General features: G+C 33.5%; 18 protein-coding genes and 1 pseudogene. 14 read left to right on the forward strand and 5 right to left on the reverse strand.

The window, feature by feature from the left end; translation table 11 throughout:
- Nucleotides 1-19: 19 nt before the first annotated feature.
- Nucleotides 20-352 (reverse strand): DUF3889 domain-containing protein, encoded by a 333-nt coding sequence (locus tag DT250_RS06625; RefSeq protein WP_048547304.1) that lies wholly within the window; start codon nt 350-352, stop codon nt 20-22.
- A gap of 144 nt (nt 353-496) precedes the next feature.
- Between DT250_RS06625 and sleB the strand changes: the two genes are divergently transcribed.
- The 7 genes and pseudogenes from sleB (at nt 497) to DT250_RS06660 (ending at nt 5973) form a co-directional block, all read left to right on the forward strand.
- Nucleotides 497-1276 carry a spore cortex-lytic enzyme gene (gene sleB / locus DT250_RS06630; protein WP_149212827.1) on the forward strand — a complete coding sequence of 260 codons (780 nt, stop codon included), beginning with the start codon at nt 497-499 and terminating at the stop codon, nt 1274-1276.
- 15 nt (nt 1277-1291) lie between these two features.
- A complete protein-coding gene (gene ypeB / locus DT250_RS06635) occupies nt 1292-2632 on the forward strand; it encodes a germination protein YpeB (RefSeq protein WP_088063660.1) in 1341 nt (446 codons plus the stop codon).
- Nucleotides 2633-2658: 26 nt separating this feature from the next.
- Nucleotides 2659-3255: a YhcN/YlaJ family sporulation lipoprotein gene (locus DT250_RS06640; protein WP_048547299.1), complete on the forward strand. Its 597-nt coding sequence runs from the start codon at nt 2659-2661 to the stop codon at nt 3253-3255.
- A 107-nt stretch (nt 3256-3362) separates the two neighbouring features.
- Nucleotides 3363-3719 (forward strand): hypothetical protein, encoded by a 357-nt coding sequence (locus tag DT250_RS06645; RefSeq protein WP_149212828.1) that lies wholly within the window; start codon nt 3363-3365, stop codon nt 3717-3719.
- Between the two features lie 26 nt (nt 3720-3745).
- Nucleotides 3746-4243 carry a GNAT family N-acetyltransferase gene (locus tag DT250_RS06650; RefSeq protein WP_149212829.1) on the forward strand — a complete coding sequence of 166 codons (498 nt, stop codon included), beginning with the start codon at nt 3746-3748 and terminating at the stop codon, nt 4241-4243.
- 108 nt (nt 4244-4351) lie between these two features.
- A pseudogene (locus DT250_RS06655) lies at nt 4352-5435 on the forward strand (aromatic acid exporter family protein).
- A gap of 1 nt (nt 5436) precedes the next feature.
- Nucleotides 5437-5973 (forward strand): DUF1697 domain-containing protein, encoded by a 537-nt coding sequence (locus DT250_RS06660; protein ID WP_087983901.1) that lies wholly within the window; start codon nt 5437-5439, stop codon nt 5971-5973.
- 44 nt (nt 5974-6017) lie between these two features.
- Here DT250_RS06660 and DT250_RS06665 read toward each other — a convergent pair whose 3' ends face one another.
- On the reverse strand, nt 6018-6419 hold the full coding sequence (locus DT250_RS06665; RefSeq protein WP_088063657.1) for a DUF2178 domain-containing protein: 402 nt from the start codon (nt 6417-6419) through the stop codon (nt 6018-6020).
- Nucleotides 6420-6629: 210 nt separating this feature from the next.
- On the opposite strand from DT250_RS06665, the gene DT250_RS06670 reads away from it, so the two are divergent.
- Both DT250_RS06670 and DT250_RS06675 read left to right on the forward strand, forming a co-directional pair.
- Nucleotides 6630-7799 (forward strand): ParM/StbA family protein, encoded by a 1170-nt coding sequence (locus DT250_RS06670; protein ID WP_000025617.1) that lies wholly within the window; start codon nt 6630-6632, stop codon nt 7797-7799.
- 11 nt (nt 7800-7810) lie between these two features.
- The gene (locus tag DT250_RS06675) at nt 7811-8146 is read left to right on the forward strand and encodes a hypothetical protein (RefSeq protein ID WP_001257747.1); all 336 of its coding nucleotides are present in this window, start codon (nt 7811-7813) and stop codon (nt 8144-8146) included.
- Between the two features lie 118 nt (nt 8147-8264).
- Here DT250_RS06675 and mle read toward each other — a convergent pair whose 3' ends face one another.
- On the reverse strand, nt 8265-9119 hold the full coding sequence (gene mle, locus DT250_RS06680) for a BCA family alpha/beta fold macrolide esterase (RefSeq protein WP_149212830.1): 855 nt from the start codon (nt 9117-9119) through the stop codon (nt 8265-8267).
- A 195-nt stretch (nt 9120-9314) separates the two neighbouring features.
- Between mle and DT250_RS06685 the strand changes: the two genes are divergently transcribed.
- Nucleotides 9315-10244 (forward strand): NADP-dependent oxidoreductase, encoded by a 930-nt coding sequence (locus tag DT250_RS06685; protein WP_048547280.1) that lies wholly within the window; start codon nt 9315-9317, stop codon nt 10242-10244.
- 121 nt (nt 10245-10365) lie between these two features.
- Here DT250_RS06685 and pdxR read toward each other — a convergent pair whose 3' ends face one another.
- Nucleotides 10366-11799 carry a MocR-like pyridoxine biosynthesis transcription factor PdxR gene (gene pdxR / locus DT250_RS06695; RefSeq protein ID WP_087983905.1) on the reverse strand — a complete coding sequence of 478 codons (1434 nt, stop codon included), beginning with the start codon at nt 11797-11799 and terminating at the stop codon, nt 10366-10368.
- 146 nt (nt 11800-11945) lie between these two features.
- Here pdxR and DT250_RS06700 point away from each other — a divergent pair, with 146 nt between their 5' ends.
- Together DT250_RS06700 and DT250_RS06705 are read left to right on the forward strand one after the other, a co-directional pair.
- Entirely contained in the window at nt 11946-12863 is a 918-nt protein-coding gene (locus tag DT250_RS06700; protein WP_060486758.1) for a DMT family transporter, read from the forward strand.
- Between the two features lie 134 nt (nt 12864-12997).
- On the forward strand, nt 12998-14035 hold the full coding sequence (locus tag DT250_RS06705) for a DnaA N-terminal domain-containing protein (protein WP_149212831.1): 1038 nt from the start codon (nt 12998-13000) through the stop codon (nt 14033-14035).
- Between the two features lie 17 nt (nt 14036-14052).
- Here the strand turns inward: DT250_RS06705 and secY are convergent, their stop codons facing one another.
- A complete protein-coding gene (gene secY / locus DT250_RS06710; protein ID WP_048547274.1) occupies nt 14053-15357 on the reverse strand; it encodes a preprotein translocase subunit SecY in 1305 nt (434 codons plus the stop codon).
- Between the two features lie 505 nt (nt 15358-15862).
- On the opposite strand from secY, the gene DT250_RS06715 reads away from it, so the two are divergent.
- Together DT250_RS06715 and DT250_RS06720 are read left to right on the forward strand one after the other, a co-directional pair.
- Nucleotides 15863-16378 carry a DinB family protein gene (locus DT250_RS06715; RefSeq protein ID WP_060486760.1) on the forward strand — a complete coding sequence of 172 codons (516 nt, stop codon included), beginning with the start codon at nt 15863-15865 and terminating at the stop codon, nt 16376-16378.
- A gap of 553 nt (nt 16379-16931) precedes the next feature.
- The coding region (locus DT250_RS06720; RefSeq protein ID WP_179952835.1) for a metallophosphoesterase at nt 16932-18184 on the forward strand (1253 nt) is incomplete at its 3' end.

Genomic DNA, 18184 nt, shown 5'->3' on the forward strand with positions numbered 1-18184 from the left:
CAGTACGGGTTCTTTCATTTTATCTACTCGTCTTCTGAAATGTCATCTTTATAAATTTATCTGTCTTCGTTTCAAATTCTACATCAACAAAAACACCATATTCTTTTCCATCTTCACGTAGCCACAATTTAAATTTTTCAACCGTTATTTGAACGGTTTTCGGTTTTCTACCTATATGAAGGTAATCAATAATCTCCGCTTTTGGGTATTGTTCTTTCGTCTTTTCTACAGCAAGTTTCCCCCATTTGGCATACGGAGGCTGCGCATGAACAATTGATGGGACAGTATATATATTTGAACATGTAGTTATGAACAAAATGACGAGTGCGATACGCTTTAACAATTTTTTCATGATGAACTCCTTTTATATTTTTTTATATTGTTTACATATTTTTTCAACGATATGAGTTTGGATTTTTTTGTCTTCTTTACATAAAAGCGAGGCTTTTACAAAACATAACCAAGAAATCATTTCCGTAATTAAGGAGGGAAAATCATGCGTCAAAAAGCTATTTTTAAAATAGCAATTTTACTTGCATTCATAGGACTATCTTTGATGGTAAGTAGTATACAACTAAAAAATGTTGAAGCTTTTTCTAATCAAGTTATTCAAAGAGGAGCATCTGGCGAAGATGTCATTGAACTGCAATCTCGTTTGAAATATAACGGATTTTATACGGGAAAAGTGGATGGTGTTTTCGGATGGGGTACATACTGGTCACTTCGAAATTTTCAAGAGAAATTCGGATTACCTGTTGATGGTTTAGCTGGAGCTAAAACGAAGCAAATGCTAGTAAAAGCAACGAAGTATGACAAGTCAACAGCTAATAAAGGAACGACAACGAATAAAGGAAATAGTGGTGGTACTGCACAAGAAAATAAACCATCTCAAAATAAAGGGACAAATGTTCCAAATGGTTATTCTCAAAATGACATTCAGCTTATGGCAAACGCAGTATATGGAGAATCTCGTGGTGAACCGTACTTAGGGCAAGTTGCAGTAGCTGCGGTTATTTTGAATCGAGTTACAAGTGCATCATTCCCAAATACCGTTTCGGGTGTAATCTTTGAGCCAAGAGCATTTACAGCGGTAGCAGACGGACAAATATATTTAACGCCAAATGAAACAGCGAAAAAAGCTGTATTAGATGCAGTTAATGGATGGGATCCAACAGGAAATGCATTGTACTATTTCAATCCAGATACCGCAACAAGTAAATGGATTTGGACTCGTCCACAAATTAAAAAGATCGGGAAACATATTTTCTGTAAATAGAGCGGAGGTGGAACTATGTTACGAGGTATTATAATCGTATTATTAACAGTCGGTGTAGTTGGAACAGGATATTGGGGCTACAAAGAACATCAAGAGAAGAATGCAGTATTAATTCGAGCAGAAAATAGCTATCAACGTGCGTTTCATGATTTAGCATATGAGGTTGATTTATTGCACGACAAAATTGGAACAACGCTCGCGATGAATTCACGTGCATCTTTATCACCTGCATTAGCAGACGTATGGAGAATAACATCTGTAGCTCGTTCGGATGTAGGACAACTGCCTTTAACATTAATGCCTTTTAATAAAACGGAAGAATTTTTAGCAAATATCGGTGATTTTAGTTACCGTGCAGCCATTCGTGATTTAGAAAAAGAGCCGTTAAATGATCAAGAATACAAAACGTTGGAAACTTTATATTCAAATGCAGGCAATATACAAGATGAACTAAGAAAAGTACAACATCTTGTTTTGAAAAATAATTTACGCTGGATGGATGTTGAGATGGCACTCGCATCAAATCATGATCCTGCAGACAATACAATTATTGATGGATTAAAAACAGTAGAGAAAAACGTAACATCGTATTCGTCTACAAACTTCGGACCGACCTTTACTAGTGCGCAAAAAAATAAAAAAGGCGGATTTGAAGCAGAAGGAAAAGCAATTTCTAAAGATGAAGCGGCGAAAATCGCAAAATCATTTTTGAATTTAAAAGGAAATGAAAAAGTAGATGTTGAGAAAAGCGGAAAAGGTGCGAAAGAATCTTTCTATAGTGTGAAAATTAAAGATCCAGCAACGAATAATGAGTTTTATATGGATATTACCGGAAAAGGCGGATATCCAATTTGGGTTATGAATAACCGAGAAATTAAAGAACAGAAAATTAGTTTAAACGATGCAGGAAGTAAAGGTTTGAAATTTTTAAAGGACCACAAGTTTAATAATATGGAGCTTTTTGATAGCTCACAATATGATAACGTTGGTGTATTTACGTATGTAGTAAATGAGAATGGCGTACGAATTTATCCAGAAGCAATTCAAATGAAAATTGCTTTAGATGATGGTTCTATCGTTGGTTTTTCTGCAAAAGAATATTTAGCATCACACCAAAAACGAACAGTTCCCTCAGCAAAGCTAACTGCAGCAGAAGCAAGAAAGAAAATCAATCCAGATGTTAAAGTTATGGAAGAACGTAAAGCCGTAGTTGTAAATGATTTGCATAATGAAGTACTTTGCTATGAATTTGTAGGTACTTTAGGGAAAGATACGTACCAAATTTTCATTAATGCAAATAGCGGAGCAGAGGAAAAAGTGAAGAAAATGCAAGCTGTTGAAAAAATTTATGATTAAACTTTAATAGTAAAGTGGTGAGAATAATGAAGATCTTAATATATATGTTGATGCTTTGCTTTTTTATAACAGGATGCAGTATTGGAAAAAAGGACAATCCAAACGAAAAACCAGAGCAAAAAAATGTTTCGACGAAAAATGTTAATTATACAAACAAACCAAATAAGCCAAATGAAAAAGCGGCGGACCATTTAGCATCTTTAGCCGCAAGTGTGCCAGGTGTGAATGATGCAACAGCGGTAGTTGTGGGGAAATATGCTATTGTAGGTATTGATGTAAAAGCGAAACTCGATCGAACTCGCGTGGAGTCCATTAAATACTCTGTAGCAGAAAGTTTAAAAAACGATCCGGATGGTGCTAATGCAGTCGTTGTAGCGGATGTTGATACGTATGAACGACTCAAACAAATTGGAAAGCAAATTAAAAAAGGAAAAACAGGTGAAGGTATACTTGATGAGTTAGCAGCAATTGTTGGCCGAGTAATGCCACAAGTTCCAAATGACATGATTGAAAATCGAGAAACGAATCCAATTAAAGATAATGATAAACAATTACCAAAAGATGAAGAACAAGAACTAAGAAAAGAACAGAATGACCAATCAAATAATCATTTGAATAAATAAAGTTAACCCCGTACTTAATTGTACGGGGATTTTTCAATATAATATTTAATATTCAGTTTATTTTTAAGGGAACATATGGTTTAATTATGGTGGGAGGGACAACTGTTATGATGAAAAAAAGCGCATTAATAGTATGTAGTTTATGCTTAGGTTTCAGTATGACAGCGTGTGAACAGAAGAAAGAAGTAAAAAAACAAACAGCGACTTCTTCTACTGTGTTGGAAAGTGAGAAGAAAGAGTCTATCAATATAAATCATTTCTCGAATATAAATGAAGGAATGACTTATATTGAAGTGAAAGATGTAATTGGTTTTGATGGTAATTTACTTATAGAAGAAGGTGTAGAAGATTCTACACAAATTAAACAAATTTTTTCATGGAAGGGAAGCGATCCAACTTCATTAATTGAAATTACCTTTTTAGATGGAAAAGTGCATTCAAAAGCGCAGCAAGGTTTAAGTTAATAAGTTGAAAAATGGGAGAGTTTAGCATGAACATACATACAGGGGAAATTCGATTAGTTCCGTATAAGGAGAAGTATAAAGAAGTTATACAAACATTTACTTTACCAAGTGAACAAGTTCAATTCACATCAGATCCAGGTGAATTATTGGAGAAAGTAAAAAGTGATCGAACAAAAAATGTGATTGTTATTTTAGATTACAATGGGGTACCTGTTGGTCTTTTCGCACTGCAAACAGGGGATAGAGTACAGGAGTTCACAGACAATCAAGATGCTTTACTTTTAACTTCGTTTTCTATAAATCACAATAGACAAAGAAAAGGATATGCTAAAAAATCATTGGCATTATTACAAGAGTTTGTAAAACGTTATTTCCCGATAAAAAATGAGGTTGTACTTGCTGTGAATGAAAAAAATATTCCTGCACAAAATTTATATGAAAAAGTCGGCTTCCAAGATAAAGGCTTTAGAAGAATGGGACCAATTGGTCAACAAATTATAATGCATTTACCTATCATGAAATAACGAGAAGAAAAACTTACTCTTGCATAACAAAGTAGTAAGTTTTTTATTTAGTACGATATATAATGTAGAATATATATATAAATGAAATAGAAATGAAGGAAATACAAAATGAATCAAGTTAGAAAATGGAATATTGTTGGAGGAAGGGTGATAAAAACCGGAATAGCAGTTTTTCTTACAGTTCTAGTTTGTGAATTTTTCAATATACCCACTATTTTTGCTGTCATCACGGCTATTGTAACGATTGAGCCAACTGCAACGGATTCTATAAAAAAAGGGCTAATTCGTTTTCCAGCTTCAACAATTGGATCGGCGTATGCAATGACTTTCACATTTTCCCTAGGTCATCAGGCTCTTTCTTATGCGTTAGCAGCGATGTTTACAATCGTTACATGTCAAAAACTAAAGTTACATGCGGGAACGTTAGTCGCAACATTAACTGCTGTTGCAATGATCCCTATTACGGCAGATCATTATTTCACTGCATTTTTAATTCGATTAGCTACTACATCTACTGGTATTATAGTATCTACTTTAGTGAATTTTTTCATTTTGCCACCACACTACCTTAAAACCATTTCGGGATGTACAGAGGAGCTATTTGTTAAAACAGCAAATATTATGGAGGAATGGCTTAATGCATTAATTGAAGGGAAAGTTATAAAGAAAGAGACAACTCATAATCTATCTAGTTTAAATTTATCATTACATAAAGCGGTACAATTTGTTCAATATGAGCAAAAAGATTGGAAATATCATCGACATACAAAGAAGGAAATGAGAAGCTTTTTAGCCATGCAGAAGCAACTCCATATATTGTAGCAAATTATTTACCATATAGATAATTTAGCTCGAGCACCAATTGAAACATGGGACTGGTCACAAAATAAAAAAGAGATATTACAGCGAACGGTTCATTACAATTATTTCTATATTAAGAAATAATTGTAATGAAATAGATGAAGAACATTTTAAACTGATTGATGAATTAGACAAAAAATTTTGGGATTATAAAAATGATTTAGGACATTGTAAACCAAATCAATATCATCATCACTTTTCAAGCGAATCTATCATTTTGTTTGAGGTATTATCTATACATGATATGTTAGAGGAATTAAAACAAATATCCGAGAAATATGAGAGTGAAAATCAACTCAATTGTTCGGCTCATTTAAATGGGGAGGATTGATATGACAATTTATATTACATTACTAAGAGGAATCAATGTAGGCGGGCATAAGGTAATCAAAATGGCGGATTTAAAACAAATGTTTGAATCAATAGAGTTAAAACAAGTAAAAACATATATTCAAAGCGGTAATATCGTGTTCGAATCTGAAAATGATGTTGATTTTTTAAATAAACGAATACAATCGGAAATTAAAAACGTTTTTGGTTTTGATGTTCCAGTCATGTTAAGAACACATGAGGAATTTATAAATATGATAAAAAGATGCCCCTATGAAGCCGATTCATTGCTAGAAGGTGAAAGTATACATGTTGCTTTCTTAGCAAACGAACTTTCTGAAAAAGAAAAAGATCAGCTGCTTATGCAAAAAAATGAGACTGAAGATTGCTATATTCATGAAAAAGTTGTGTATTTATTTTTCAAAAATAGCATTCGAAATTCTAAATTAATGAACCAGTTTCAGAAGTTACATACACCAGCTACAGTAAGAAATTGGCGGACTGTGAATAAATTAAAAGCGATAGTTGAGGGTATATAAATATAAAAAGGTGAGATTTTCTGTATATAGAAAATCTCACCTTTTTATTTATATTGTTTTGCGACTATAAGTTCGACGATAGGATAAATAAAGTATGAAGAACAAAGGGCGATAAAAAGAGGAAGATTCTTTATTTCATCGAGTAATAGGAATGCAAATCCTTCTGATAATAGTAAAACAAAAAACATAAGACATATAAGTACAAAATAAGCAATTTTAAAACTTTTATATTGTATTTGCTGTCCCATTTCATCTTGGCTTTCTTCCGATACTCCGTTTGGATCTCCCCACGTAATATGATTGATGAGGTAGCTAATTATTATTGCACTTGCGAAGATTGTTCCACCTAAAATCGCACCTTCAGAGATGTATTTATAGACTCCATGTATAAGTACTCCAAGTAACGATAAAACGATTGTTAGTAAAATGTAATTTTTGCGATTCATATTAGAAATGACACCTCCATAGTTGTAAAAAACTCTTTACATCTATAGTATAAAATTGGAAAAATTTTATGTCAAATACTTTTTACACAAATGGTGTAAGAACATGATATTTTGTTTTTATGATTAATAAAAAATTACATTACATTTGAATGTAAAAGAATGGGCTCGCATATATTTGGAAGGGATGTCAGATTAATTTAGGGGGTAGTTATGTCTATTCTATTAAAAGCTGGTGCTGATGCAGGAAATAACGGTTTGAAGTTAATGGTGAAAGGGCAAGACCCTATTTTTATTCCGAGTATATATTCTTTATATATAGGAGAGCCTACAGGATTGTTAGATGAGAGTGATGTTTCATTATCTGAATTAGAAAATCACATTGACGTGACCATTAGTTCTCCATCGCTAATGTTAAATAACGTGCGGTATATCGTTGGGGAAAAAGTCATTCAAGATCAATTAAAAGGCACTGAGGTTGAGAAGAAATCAAATAAGTCAACTGATGAGTTAATGGTTATTACAATTCTATCTGGTTTAGCAGTAAGTGCTATGCGTCAAAGTCCAACTTCTAGTCATATTAATATTCGTTATGATTTATCTGTTGCTCTTCCTATGCAGCTTATTACACAAGAAATAGCTGCGGAAAATGCGAAACGTTATATGGGCAATCATAAGGTTGTGTTCCATTATCCAAACGGACGTGATGTGACAATTAATATTTCAATCGAATATTGTAAATGCCTACCTGAGGGCGCTTCTGGTACGTGGGGCATTGTATATGATGAAGAAGGAAATGTAGTGAAACATAAAATAGAATGTGAACAAAATCAAGTTTCAGAAATTGATTTTGTTGATAAAACTTTATTGTCTTTTGATATTGGTGCAGGGACGACAGAAGAAGTAGTTTCACTAGGTGTGAACTTTAGACCACAACTAAGTAAGGGCTTATCATACGGTGTGAAAGAAACGTTACTACAAATTATTACAAGATGGAATCGGAAGTATCCAACAAAGACGATTGATAGTATTACAGAGTTTAACCAAATTTATTTAAATGAAAAGCACCCAAGAAATGCGTTACTAGTTGAAGAATCACAACCAGCATTATTAGGTTTAGCAGCGCGTGTCGCAACAGATATCATAAACAAAATTGATGACATGAAAGACGATCCATACGTATTTATTTATGGCGGGGGCGCAGTAATTATTAAAAACAGTTTAAAAATGATTTTAAAACAAAAAGGACGACTAACAAATGTAATCTTTGTAGATAATCCATTATTTACAAATGCACGTGGATTATTAGTCTACACTTGTTCGCCAAAATATAGAGAGCATAAGCAAAAAGAGTTAGGATTTACAAACTTAACGATAAGTTAGTTGGTGGAAGTATGCGATCTAGGCGATATAAACGTGGTGATCGAGTAAAAATCAATATTCATAAATCAGTATCACCTGAAATGATTGCATGGCTGAATAAACAATCAAACCCAACCAATTTCTTTTTCTTTGCAGCGCAGCAACTCTTTAAACAAGTAGGAGATATTGATGTGTCAAAAGCTATACCAAGTAGCCATGTTTTCTCATTATACGTGGAGCCATCATCTTTATTAAAGGTCGAAGTAAATCCCTTTAAAAACGTGCCACTAGAAGCTAATAAATCCACCGATAATATAAAAAAAAAATCATGGGAATCTGTTGATCAATTAGATTGTCCGTTTTTTTAAACATAGAAAAAATAAGTATTGCCCATCACTATACATACGGATACAGTGATGGGCTTTTTTACATGTAACGAATAGAAGGGGCACAAATTATGGTGTGCCCCTTCTATTCGTTATTTATCTATATTTTAGATGTATGTTCAATAACTGCATGAATGATGTCTTCCCAGTCATCAGGATGATTTTCATGTCCTGCGCCTTCAAGGGTTAGTAGGACTGAGTTAGGAATTTCATCAATAAGTGCGAGACCATGTTCAAAAGGGAGTGCAGTATCGTCTGTTCCGTGAATAACTAATGTAGGTGCTTGTATGGAGTGAAGCACACCTTCATAAGCATCATCACCTTGAAGTAAAGCGTGATTAAACATACTTAATAGATTGTTTGCGCGTACTATTTCTTGTTTTACTTGATTATAGACTCTTTTTTCATCAAATGTTCGTTTGGACCCACATAATAGGCGAGATCCGGAAACTAAATATTTTGCTACAACATTTTTATTTGTCCAATCTAAATGCGTGCCATTTGCGTGATGTGTTAAAATTCTTTCGTCCATCGGAGGTAAATCGCGCGTGTTATCGTCAGAGCCTATCACACTTGTAGCCAGTAATGTTAACGTTAAAATTCTTTCGGGATGTTTTACAGCAGCAATTTGAGCGATCATTCCACCTAATGACATACCGAATAGATGTGCTTTATCAATATGATAAGCATCGAGGACCCCAATTGCATCTTCAGCCATATCTGTAACTGTATAATTGGAAGTTCCAGGCTCATATGTAACAGAGCATCCCACATCACGGTTATCAAAACGAATAACAAATTTCCCCGTGTTAGCTAACTGTTCACAAAACTCTTCATCCCAATAAACCATTGAACACGTAGCACCCATAATTAATAAAATAGCTGGGTTTTTAGGGTTCCCAAAGCTTTCTGTACATATATCAATCCCGTTTATTTTAAATATCTTTTCAGTCATAGAGTTCTCCCCATTTCTTTTGAATGTAATTGAAAATACAGTTTTGAGTGATTCTAAGGTGAGTGTACGTTTTCTTACGGAATTCATAACGCTTCTTACGTAATTACCCCCAAAAATAAGTTTATGATAATTCAAGGCAAAAAATTTTGAGAAATATTTGTATGTTATTAAAATAAATAGCAAGGAGGAATGGAAATGAAAGCAATTGTTATAGATCAATATGGTAATGTTGAAGAATTAAAAGAAAGAGAAGTTATAAAACCAATTGTTAAAGGTAACGAGGTATTGATACGTATTCTCGCGACATCTGTTAATCCTGTTGATTGGAAAATAAGAAAAGGAGACTTACAAGAACAGTTGCGATTTTCATTTCCAATTATTTTAGGGTTGGATGTAGCTGGGGTTATTGAAGAAGTTGGGGAAGAGGTAGAGTGCTTCAAAGTAGGAGATAAAGTATTTACGAAACCTGAAAATATAGGGAAGGGCTCTTATGCTGAATTCATTACAGTAAAATCGGATTTAGTATCTTATATGCCTACTAATCTAAGTTTCGAAGAGGCAGCTTCTATTCCTCTTGCAGGACTTACAGCGTGGCAAAGTCTTGTAGATTACGCAAAAATAAAAGAACATGACCGAGTACTCATTCATGCTGGAGCTGGTGGAGTTGGAAGTTTGGCAATCCAAATCGCAAAATCATTTGGAGCTTTTGTTGCGACAACTGCAAGTAGTAAGAATGAAGAGTTTTTAAAGTCTTTAGGAGCAGATCTCGTTATTGATTATAAAAAAGATAAATTTGAAGAGTTACTATCAGATTTCGATATTGTATTAGATACAATAGGTGGCGAAGTACAAGAAAAAAGCTTTCAAATTATAAAATCTGGTGGTGTGTTAGTTTCGATTGTTCATGAGCCAATTCAAAAAGTAAAAGGGATAAAATCAGGGTTTTTATGGCTAAAACCAAACGGAAAGCAATTAGAAGCATTATCAAAATTAATTGTACACGGAAAAATAAAACCAATTATAAGTAAAGTTGTGCCGTTTAATGAAGAGGGGGTTAGAGAAGCTCATATTTTGAGTGAAGGTCAACATATTAGAGGTAAAATTGTAATGAAAGTCGGAGGATAATGAAAATAGTGGCTTGTAGAGAAAGTGAAGTTGAACTACAAAAAACGCAGAAAAAAATACTATCCAAAAAGTCACATTTTCATTTTGGATAGTATTTCTTATTGGATATGTAATGTTATTTCTATAATATACAGTTTCGTATTGTATCATGTAATTTCTCTAAACCAATCAACATATCTTTTTCATTTAACATCGAGTAGCTAATCCGTAATTGGTTATTACTTATATCTGTATTTAATAGACAAGCTGTTCCTGGTAAAAAAGAGACATCTACTTCATTTGCTTTTTGTAATAAGGTAAAGGGATCTATCGAATCAGGAAGTGTAATCCATAAATTAAAGCCACCATTTGGTATTTCAAATCGTAATTCTTTAAGTGGTGATAACATATCAATAGTTATATCACGTCTAATTTGTAAAGCCGTACGTAATTTTTCTAAATGATTTTTCATACGTTCTGCACGTAAAAAAGGAAGGAGTGCTTTTTGCGTTAATAAAGGACTACCGATATCCATTGAACCTTTTACAGCATATAACCATTCAAAAATAGGCCCATCGGCAATAAGAGATGCGATACGCAATCCTGGTGCTAACGTTTTACTAAATCCTTTTATATATATTACATGACCATTCGTATCAAAATTTTTGATAGGAGAGGAAATAGTAGCACCCTCAAAATATATTTCTCCGAAAGAATCATCTTCAATTATAAAAAACTCATATAGCTCTGCTAGTTCTATAAGTTCCATTCGCCGTTCATTACTCATTACTGTACCTGTCGGGTTCTGGAAAGTTGGATTCGTATACAATAATACGGGATTTTTACTTTGACAAATATCATCGATTAAGTCGGAGCGAACTCCATGATTATCAAGAGAAACTGGTATAATTTTAGCACCTTTATTGATGAAAATATCAAGCGCAGCACTGTAACAAGGACTTTCCACTAATACAATATCACCAGGTTTTAATAATGTTTGAGCAATTAAATCAATTCCTTGTTGTGCTCCGCTTGTAATTAATAATTTAGATGGATCGGTCACTAAATTCTGGTGTTCACTTAAGTAATTTGCTATTTCAACTCGCAGTTCATAATCACCCTGTACTGGCCCATAAGTTGCTAGGATCATCTGGTCTTTATGAAGTATTTTATGCATTTCGTCTGCTAAGAATGGATTTGGCAATAAACGAGGATACAAAATCGCTTGTGAAAAATCGTAATATTTTCGGTGCTGATTCATTGCATATTGAGATCGCATAACATTAATCGTTTTCGTTTGTTGCCATTTGTACGGAATTGGTTTGAAATCTTTCTTTACATGTTTATGTATATAAGCACCTTTTCCTTGCTCAATGCGTATATATTCTTTCTTTTCTAATTGCTTGTATGCTTTACGAACAGTTAATAGGCTAATCTGCAAATCTTCGGCCATAGAGCGTAAAGATGGAAGGAGGTCACCATGCGCAAGCATGCCACTTTGTACTCTTTCAACGATTTGCATATATATTTGTTGGTAATACGGTATGTTGGATTCTTTACGAAGGACAATCTTCATGGTTTCACCTTTTTCGTTTTTATTTTATTAAAGCGAAAAATATAAAGAGAATCAACTACAATTTTAAGTAACTGTTATATACATAGATACACTGTTATACACCATACCTTCTATACTCATGTTAAGAGTAAAAAGGAGGAAGAAAAATGGTCATTTTCAATTATATTTTAGTATGTATTATTTTCGGAACAACATTTTTAACGATAAAAATCGGAATTGAAGCAGGAGCGCCCCCATTATTTTCAGCAGGAATTCGTTTCTTTTTAGCAGGCGTCATTCTGATGATTATATTTAAGTTAAAGCGAAAGGAAATTATGCCACATGTATTTTCAAAACGTATTATATATGCTGGTTTTTGCTTAACGTTTATGACATTTGCTACATTGTACTGGGCGGAACAATATATTTCTTCAGGATTAGCTGCTGTACTTTCTGCTACGGGGCCGATGATGATTTTATTATTACAGGCAAAGAGAAATAAGGAAAAATTACAAAAAGAGCAACTTTTTGCTTTAATTATCGCACTAATAGGTGTTGTTTTTGTTTCTTTACCAGGAACGCACCAAGAAGTAAGTCTCATATGGAGTATCGCTTGTTTTGTTTTAATAATAGGAGAGTTATTTTACGGAATAGGCTCTATTCGCTCAAAAGAAATACTTTCGGATTTACAAAGTGTATCACCATTTCTCATTAATGGTATTCAAATGTTTTACGGAGGGGTATTATTACTAATCGCATCCGTCATAGTAGAACAACCGAATGTATCTGTATTAGCTTCATGGAGTGTACAGTGGCCTATTTTATATCTTATCTTTATCGGATCAATTGGTGGGCACGGATTATATTATTGGCTCTTATCAAAAACAAATCCTGTATTCCCGTCAACGTGGTTATATGTATCACCGTTAATTGCTATTATTGTAGGATATATCATATTAGGAGAACCTTTAAACCCTACAATGGGAATAGGTGCTTGTTTTATTTTGGTTGGTGTATTTTTAGCTAATCGATCCACACTCCGGAGCTATTTCAAACAAGGGAAATTATTTGAGAAGGAAATGTAGTTGTATAAAGAAGCAGCCCTGTATATAACAGGGCTGCTTGAATTTTATTCATGATACGGATTGACTTTATTTATTGGAAAGGCGTAATATTATTAAGCTATATGAAAGAGAACTATAAAAAGAGGGGAGTTATTATGAAAATGAATTGGACTGAAGTAAAGGAAAAAATTCGACCGCAAATTTCAAAACCATCATATGAAACTTGGTTTACTAATACTACTGTTTATTTAGAGGATGATATATTAGCAATTTATTGTCCAAATGAATTTGCTCGTGACTGGTTAGAATCTCACTACAAAGAATTAGTATTTCATACATTAAGAGAAATGTTTAATACGACGTTTGAAATTCAGTTTGATCTATGTAATGACGAACCATCAAAGTTGAAAGATGTTCCAAAAGAAAGGCTAAATAGCTGGGATGAAGTAAAGAAAGCGTTAAGGCCAAAATTAGCAGAGAAAACATTTATAACCTGGGTTAGAAATACAAATGCTACTATAGAAGATAATACATTAATAATCTTTTGTGAGGATGCGTTTCATCGTGATTTGCTTGAAGGTGAGTATAAAAATATAATTTCAAGTACCGTACAGAAACTTACTAATGAAGAATATCAAATTTGGTTCGAAATAGAATCAAAAACCACTCCTATCACACATATTCATCATATGCAAAATAATCCACTCACTTCCGGACAAGAAGAACCCAATACAATTTGGAATGAAATAAAAGGTAAAATGCAATTAATAATTTCAAGACCTTCATATGAAACATGGGTTAAAGAAACGACAGCCAGAATAAATGAAAATTCATTAATCATTTATTTTGAAAACGAATTCCAACAAGGATGGGTTGAAAAGTCTTATAAAGATTTAATTGCGGAAATAGCTAAAGAGTTAACTGGAAATACATATGAACTTCAATTTGAATTAGAATCAAATAAAGATGCAGCCAGTAGTGGTGAAAAATCAAAATCACCTACTGAAAATACTATTTTTGAATTATGGGAGCAGTTCAAATCTTCCAATGATGAGTTAAAATATAATAATGTAGAGGATAGCGAAAAACGCATCCAAGCATTAGATGAAAAAATTGTGAACTTAGAAAAAGTGATTGATACATTAGTGGGAAAATTAGAGGTAGTAGAATCAAAAACACAGTTGGAAAAATAACCAACTGTGTTTTTTACTTAATTTACTTTTTTTATAAACCCTTTATAATGACGTTTCACAAGCTGACTTTCTAACGTCTTCATTGTTTCAAGTGCTACACCGACGATGATAAGTAAGCTTGTACCACCAATTTGTGCAGAAGGTGGTAATGTAGCAATTTTTGTGAATACGAGCGGTAAAATTGAAATGGCACCTAAGAAAATTGCACCGATAAATGTTAAACGGTATAAAATTTTCGTTACATATTGTTCTGTTGATTTACCAGGACGAATACCAGGCACATAGCCATTTTGTTTTTTCAAATTCTCAGCCATTTGTTCAGGGTTTACTTGAATAAATGCGTAGAAGTATGTGAAAGCAACGATCAGACCGACATAAAGCGTCATTCCAAGTGGATGTGCGAAATCAAGATTTGCAACTAACCATTGCGATACGCTTGAATCAGGGAAGAGCTGCGCAATTGTACGCGGCGTCATTAAAAATGCGGAAGCAAAGATAACTGGAATTACACCAGCACTATTTACTTTAAGAGGTAAATGAGTGTTTTTTGCTCCTTGATATTGATTGTTTCCTGAAACAGCTTTTGCATATTGAATCGGTATTTTACGCACAGCTTGTTGAATGTAAATAACACCAACAACTATCGCTAAAATTACGAGACCAATTAAGACCATCTTTATGATGTGCATGAATAATTGATCGCCTGCATTTTGAAATTGTTGCAAATAAATTTGATTCGCAACATTTGGAATCGCCGCAACAAGTCCTGCGAAGATAATCATCGAAATACCGTTACCAACGCCATTAGCGGTAATTTGTTCACCTAACCAAAGTAAAAATGCAGTACCTGCAGTTAAAACTGTCGCAATAAATAAGTATGTAGTCCAGCTTTGATCTGTAATTAATTGTCCACCTGCTATATTATTAAAACCATAAGACATCCCAATGGCTTGTATGAATGCGAGAATGATTGTAAAGTATCGAGTGAATTGAGCTGATTTCTTTCGGCCCATTTCTCCTTGCTTTGCCCATTCCGAAAATTTAGGTATAACGTCCATTTGTAGTAATTGTACTATGATGGAAGCTGTAATATATGGTGTAATACCTACAGCAAAGATTGAGAAGTGTTGCAGTGCTCCTCCGCCAAATACGTTTAGCATACCTAAAACGTTAGCTTGATCTTGTACTTTTAATACCTCTGCGTTAGTATGAGGAACTGGAATAAACGTGCCAATTCGAAAAACAATTAGCATCGCTAGTGTAAAAAGAATTTTGTTTCTTATCTCAGCTACTCTCATGAAATTTGAAATCGTACGAAACATTATGTCGCCTCCTATATTTTTATCAGTTCAAAACTGATGGTTATATCCCGATGAAGTAACCACAAACCTCCTTCCGCATTAAATTCATTTGACAAATGGAATTTTATACACTTTGTAGTTTTCTCGGATATAAAAATATAAGGTGTTTTTTAGCGACCAATAAGCTTTTCGTAATCATTCAATACACATAATATATCGAATAAATTAACAAATGTACATACATACGCATGAAAAATGAATGAATAGGGGCATTTTTTACATTTATTTAATGCTAGATTGATAATTAGGAACGTTTTATGTAGTTGTATTGAAAGGATTCGGTGGAAAGTATTATGGTGTAGCTGCAGCGCATGATAACTTCAAGGAAATCTTCAAGGATGTTGAGAAAACTCATATATTTAGTCGTGAATTAGAGAAACAGTAGTGAAGGAAAATCTTTCTTCTATAGAGAATATTTCTAACGCAGGAATCTAAGTATATAGGTTCTAATGAAAGGAGAATTCACATGAATACATTTGTAAAGGACAAGTTTTATGAAACGAGAAATCAATTATTTGAGGAAATTACTTTGTTAAGTGATACTCAATTTAATAGAAAACCAGATAAGGATAAATGGAGTATAGCACAAGTTTGTCATCACTTAGTTTTATTAGATGAGAGAGTTATAACGGTTATTTTGTCAGGATTAAAAAAGATGGATAGTTTCCAAAATGAGCGTAAAGAAATTCATACTATTGTATTAGATAGATCAATAAAATTTATAGCACCAGAAATGATTGAACCAAGTATAGAACCATTTGAAGTGCTGCAAATGGTTGATTTGTTAACCGACTCTAGAAAAGCATTGATGCGTTTTCTGAGTACAATAGAAGATGAATCTAAATTGGCAAAAAAATCAGTGATGCATCCAGCTCTTGGAGAATTACTTCTTGATCAGTGGATAGAATTAATCTATTTGCATGAACAACGTCATATAGAACAAATCAAAGAGGTAAAATTGCTTTGTGAAGTTGAAAAGTAAAAATTATTATCTATTTATTGAGCGATTTAGGAAAGCATCAAGGGTTCGAGTGATAAAATATAAGTCCTGATAAGCAGAAGAAAATACGAAACTAGCAGATCTTACTCTTGAATAGGAAACGAATATTCGAAAAAAAACTGAATCCGAATTGTTGTATAAGTGGAACCCCGTCTTAAATGAAGAACGGGGTTATTATTTTTGGAAGTGATCTCAGCATTTTCATTTAGAAGGAAATAAATTAGCAATGAAATCCGAAAATGTAATCAGCATTACACACTATATCTTTAAGTTATAATGATTTCCGGAAATGAGTTATATGTCCATAATTTTGACAGTACATATACATCTACCGTTGGTTTAGCGCTCTTCACACGTTGGAGGAAGAAGTAAATACTATTCTGCTAGGGGGTATATGCATTTTATTCTCTATATTTTCACAGCAGAACCACCTCCAAAATTTTCTTTTGCAGTTGAAGTTTTCTGAATAATAAGTTACATTTTTAAAGTTCAAGCAACTTTATGAAAGTACAAAAAGGGGAGAAATATTGTTATTATGCAAAAAATGAAATGGAAGAACTATTTATGTTATTTTGTTATTTTTATACTTCTTGGAACAGCAGTAACAGTCAAACCATCTATCTCAAAAGCTGAGGAATCTGATGTTAATATTACACTGTTAGGTACTGCCGATATTCATGGTAGATTTATGCCCTGGGATTATGCGCTTGATGGTGCAAATACTAGCGGAAGTTTAACACAGCTTTATACGGTTATAAAGAAGGTACGTCAAGAAAATCCAAATACCATATTAGTAGATGCTGGGGATACAATTCAAGGAAATTCAGTAGAGTTATTCAATGATCAGCCACAATCGCCAATGATGGTAGCGATGAATGCAATGGAATATGACGCCTGGGCATTTGGAAATCATGAATTTAACTTTGGATTAGATACATTGAAAAAAGTTAGTGAGCAATATAAGGGCAAGACATTGGCAGGAAATATTTATAAGGAAAATGGAGAGCGTTTTCTTCCTGCATATACAATTGTTGAAAAAGATGGAATTAAAGTCGGGATTATTGGTATGAATACACCAATGATTAGTGATTTTGAAAAAGGGACAGATCATTTGGATGGTTTGGTAGTGAAAAATCCAGTAGAAGAGACAAAGAAGGCCATTAAAGAATTAGAAGGTAAAGTAGATGTAATGGTAGGCGTTATGCATATGGGATTAGAAAATGAGAATGGAATCCCTGGTACTGGTGTTCAAGATATTGCGAATGCTTGTCCGGAACTAAGTGCTATTTTTGCAGCTCATATGCATAAACTTGTTAAAAAAGAAGTTGTAAATGGCGTTATTATTACAGAACCAGATAAATATGGAACACATATCTCACGTATTGACCTTACTTTTACAAAGCAAGATGGAAAGCTGGTTTTAAAAGATAAAACTGCTACCGCTATACCTGTAAAAAATACTGATGGAACAACAGTAGTATCTGATCCTACACTTGAAGACACACTGACACCTTTTCATGAGTATGCGAGGGGAGATGCAAATGTTGTAGTCGCTCAATTAAAGGGTAGAAACCTTGTTCCTGAAAATGAAATAAAGGGTATTCCAAGTGTGCAGATTCAAGAGACACCTTTATCTGATTTCTTTCATGAAGTCATGCTCTACTACAGCAAAGCAGATGTAGTCGCCCATCAAATTGATAACGATAATGCCCGTTTGGATGTAGGTCCTATTAAGAAGAAAGATATTGCGTATAACTATCAATATGCTTTGGGAGAAATTACAGTATA

It is taken from the genome of Bacillus sp. AR2-1, from assembly GCF_008368755.1.
Classification (GTDB): Bacteria; Bacillota; Bacilli; order Bacillales; family Bacillaceae_G; genus Bacillus_A; species Bacillus_A wiedmannii.

Bases quoted from the DNA above. Each gene is read 5' to 3' on its own strand.
- DT250_RS06625 (WP_048547304.1), bottom strand. From the start codon at position 352: ATGAAAAAATTGTTAAAGCGTATCGCACTCGTCATTTTGTTCATAACT.
- sleB (WP_149212827.1), top strand. From the start codon at position 497: ATGCGTCAAAAAGCTATTTTTAAAATAGCAATTTTACTTGCATTCATA.
- ypeB (WP_088063660.1), top strand. From the start codon at position 1,292: ATGTTACGAGGTATTATAATCGTATTATTAACAGTCGGTGTAGTTGGA.
- DT250_RS06640 (WP_048547299.1), top strand. From the start codon at position 2,659: ATGAAGATCTTAATATATATGTTGATGCTTTGCTTTTTTATAACAGGA.
- DT250_RS06645 (WP_149212828.1), top strand. From the start codon at position 3,363: ATGATGAAAAAAAGCGCATTAATAGTATGTAGTTTATGCTTAGGTTTC.
- DT250_RS06650 (WP_149212829.1), top strand. From the start codon at position 3,746: ATGAACATACATACAGGGGAAATTCGATTAGTTCCGTATAAGGAGAAG.
- DT250_RS06660 (WP_087983901.1), top strand. From the start codon at position 5,437: ATGACAATTTATATTACATTACTAAGAGGAATCAATGTAGGCGGGCAT.
- DT250_RS06665 (WP_088063657.1), bottom strand. From the start codon at position 6,419: ATGAATCGCAAAAATTACATTTTACTAACAATCGTTTTATCGTTACTT.
- DT250_RS06670 (WP_000025617.1), top strand. From the start codon at position 6,630: ATGTCTATTCTATTAAAAGCTGGTGCTGATGCAGGAAATAACGGTTTG.
- DT250_RS06675 (WP_001257747.1), top strand. From the start codon at position 7,811: ATGCGATCTAGGCGATATAAACGTGGTGATCGAGTAAAAATCAATATT.
- mle (WP_149212830.1), bottom strand. From the start codon at position 9,119: ATGACTGAAAAGATATTTAAAATAAACGGGATTGATATATGTACAGAA.
- DT250_RS06685 (WP_048547280.1), top strand. From the start codon at position 9,315: ATGAAAGCAATTGTTATAGATCAATATGGTAATGTTGAAGAATTAAAA.
- pdxR (WP_087983905.1), bottom strand. From the start codon at position 11,799: ATGAAGATTGTCCTTCGTAAAGAATCCAACATACCGTATTACCAACAA.
- DT250_RS06700 (WP_060486758.1), top strand. From the start codon at position 11,946: ATGGTCATTTTCAATTATATTTTAGTATGTATTATTTTCGGAACAACA.
- DT250_RS06705 (WP_149212831.1), top strand. From the start codon at position 12,998: ATGAAAATGAATTGGACTGAAGTAAAGGAAAAAATTCGACCGCAAATT.
- secY (WP_048547274.1), bottom strand. From the start codon at position 15,357: ATGTTTCGTACGATTTCAAATTTCATGAGAGTAGCTGAGATAAGAAAC.
- DT250_RS06715 (WP_060486760.1), top strand. From the start codon at position 15,863: ATGAATACATTTGTAAAGGACAAGTTTTATGAAACGAGAAATCAATTA.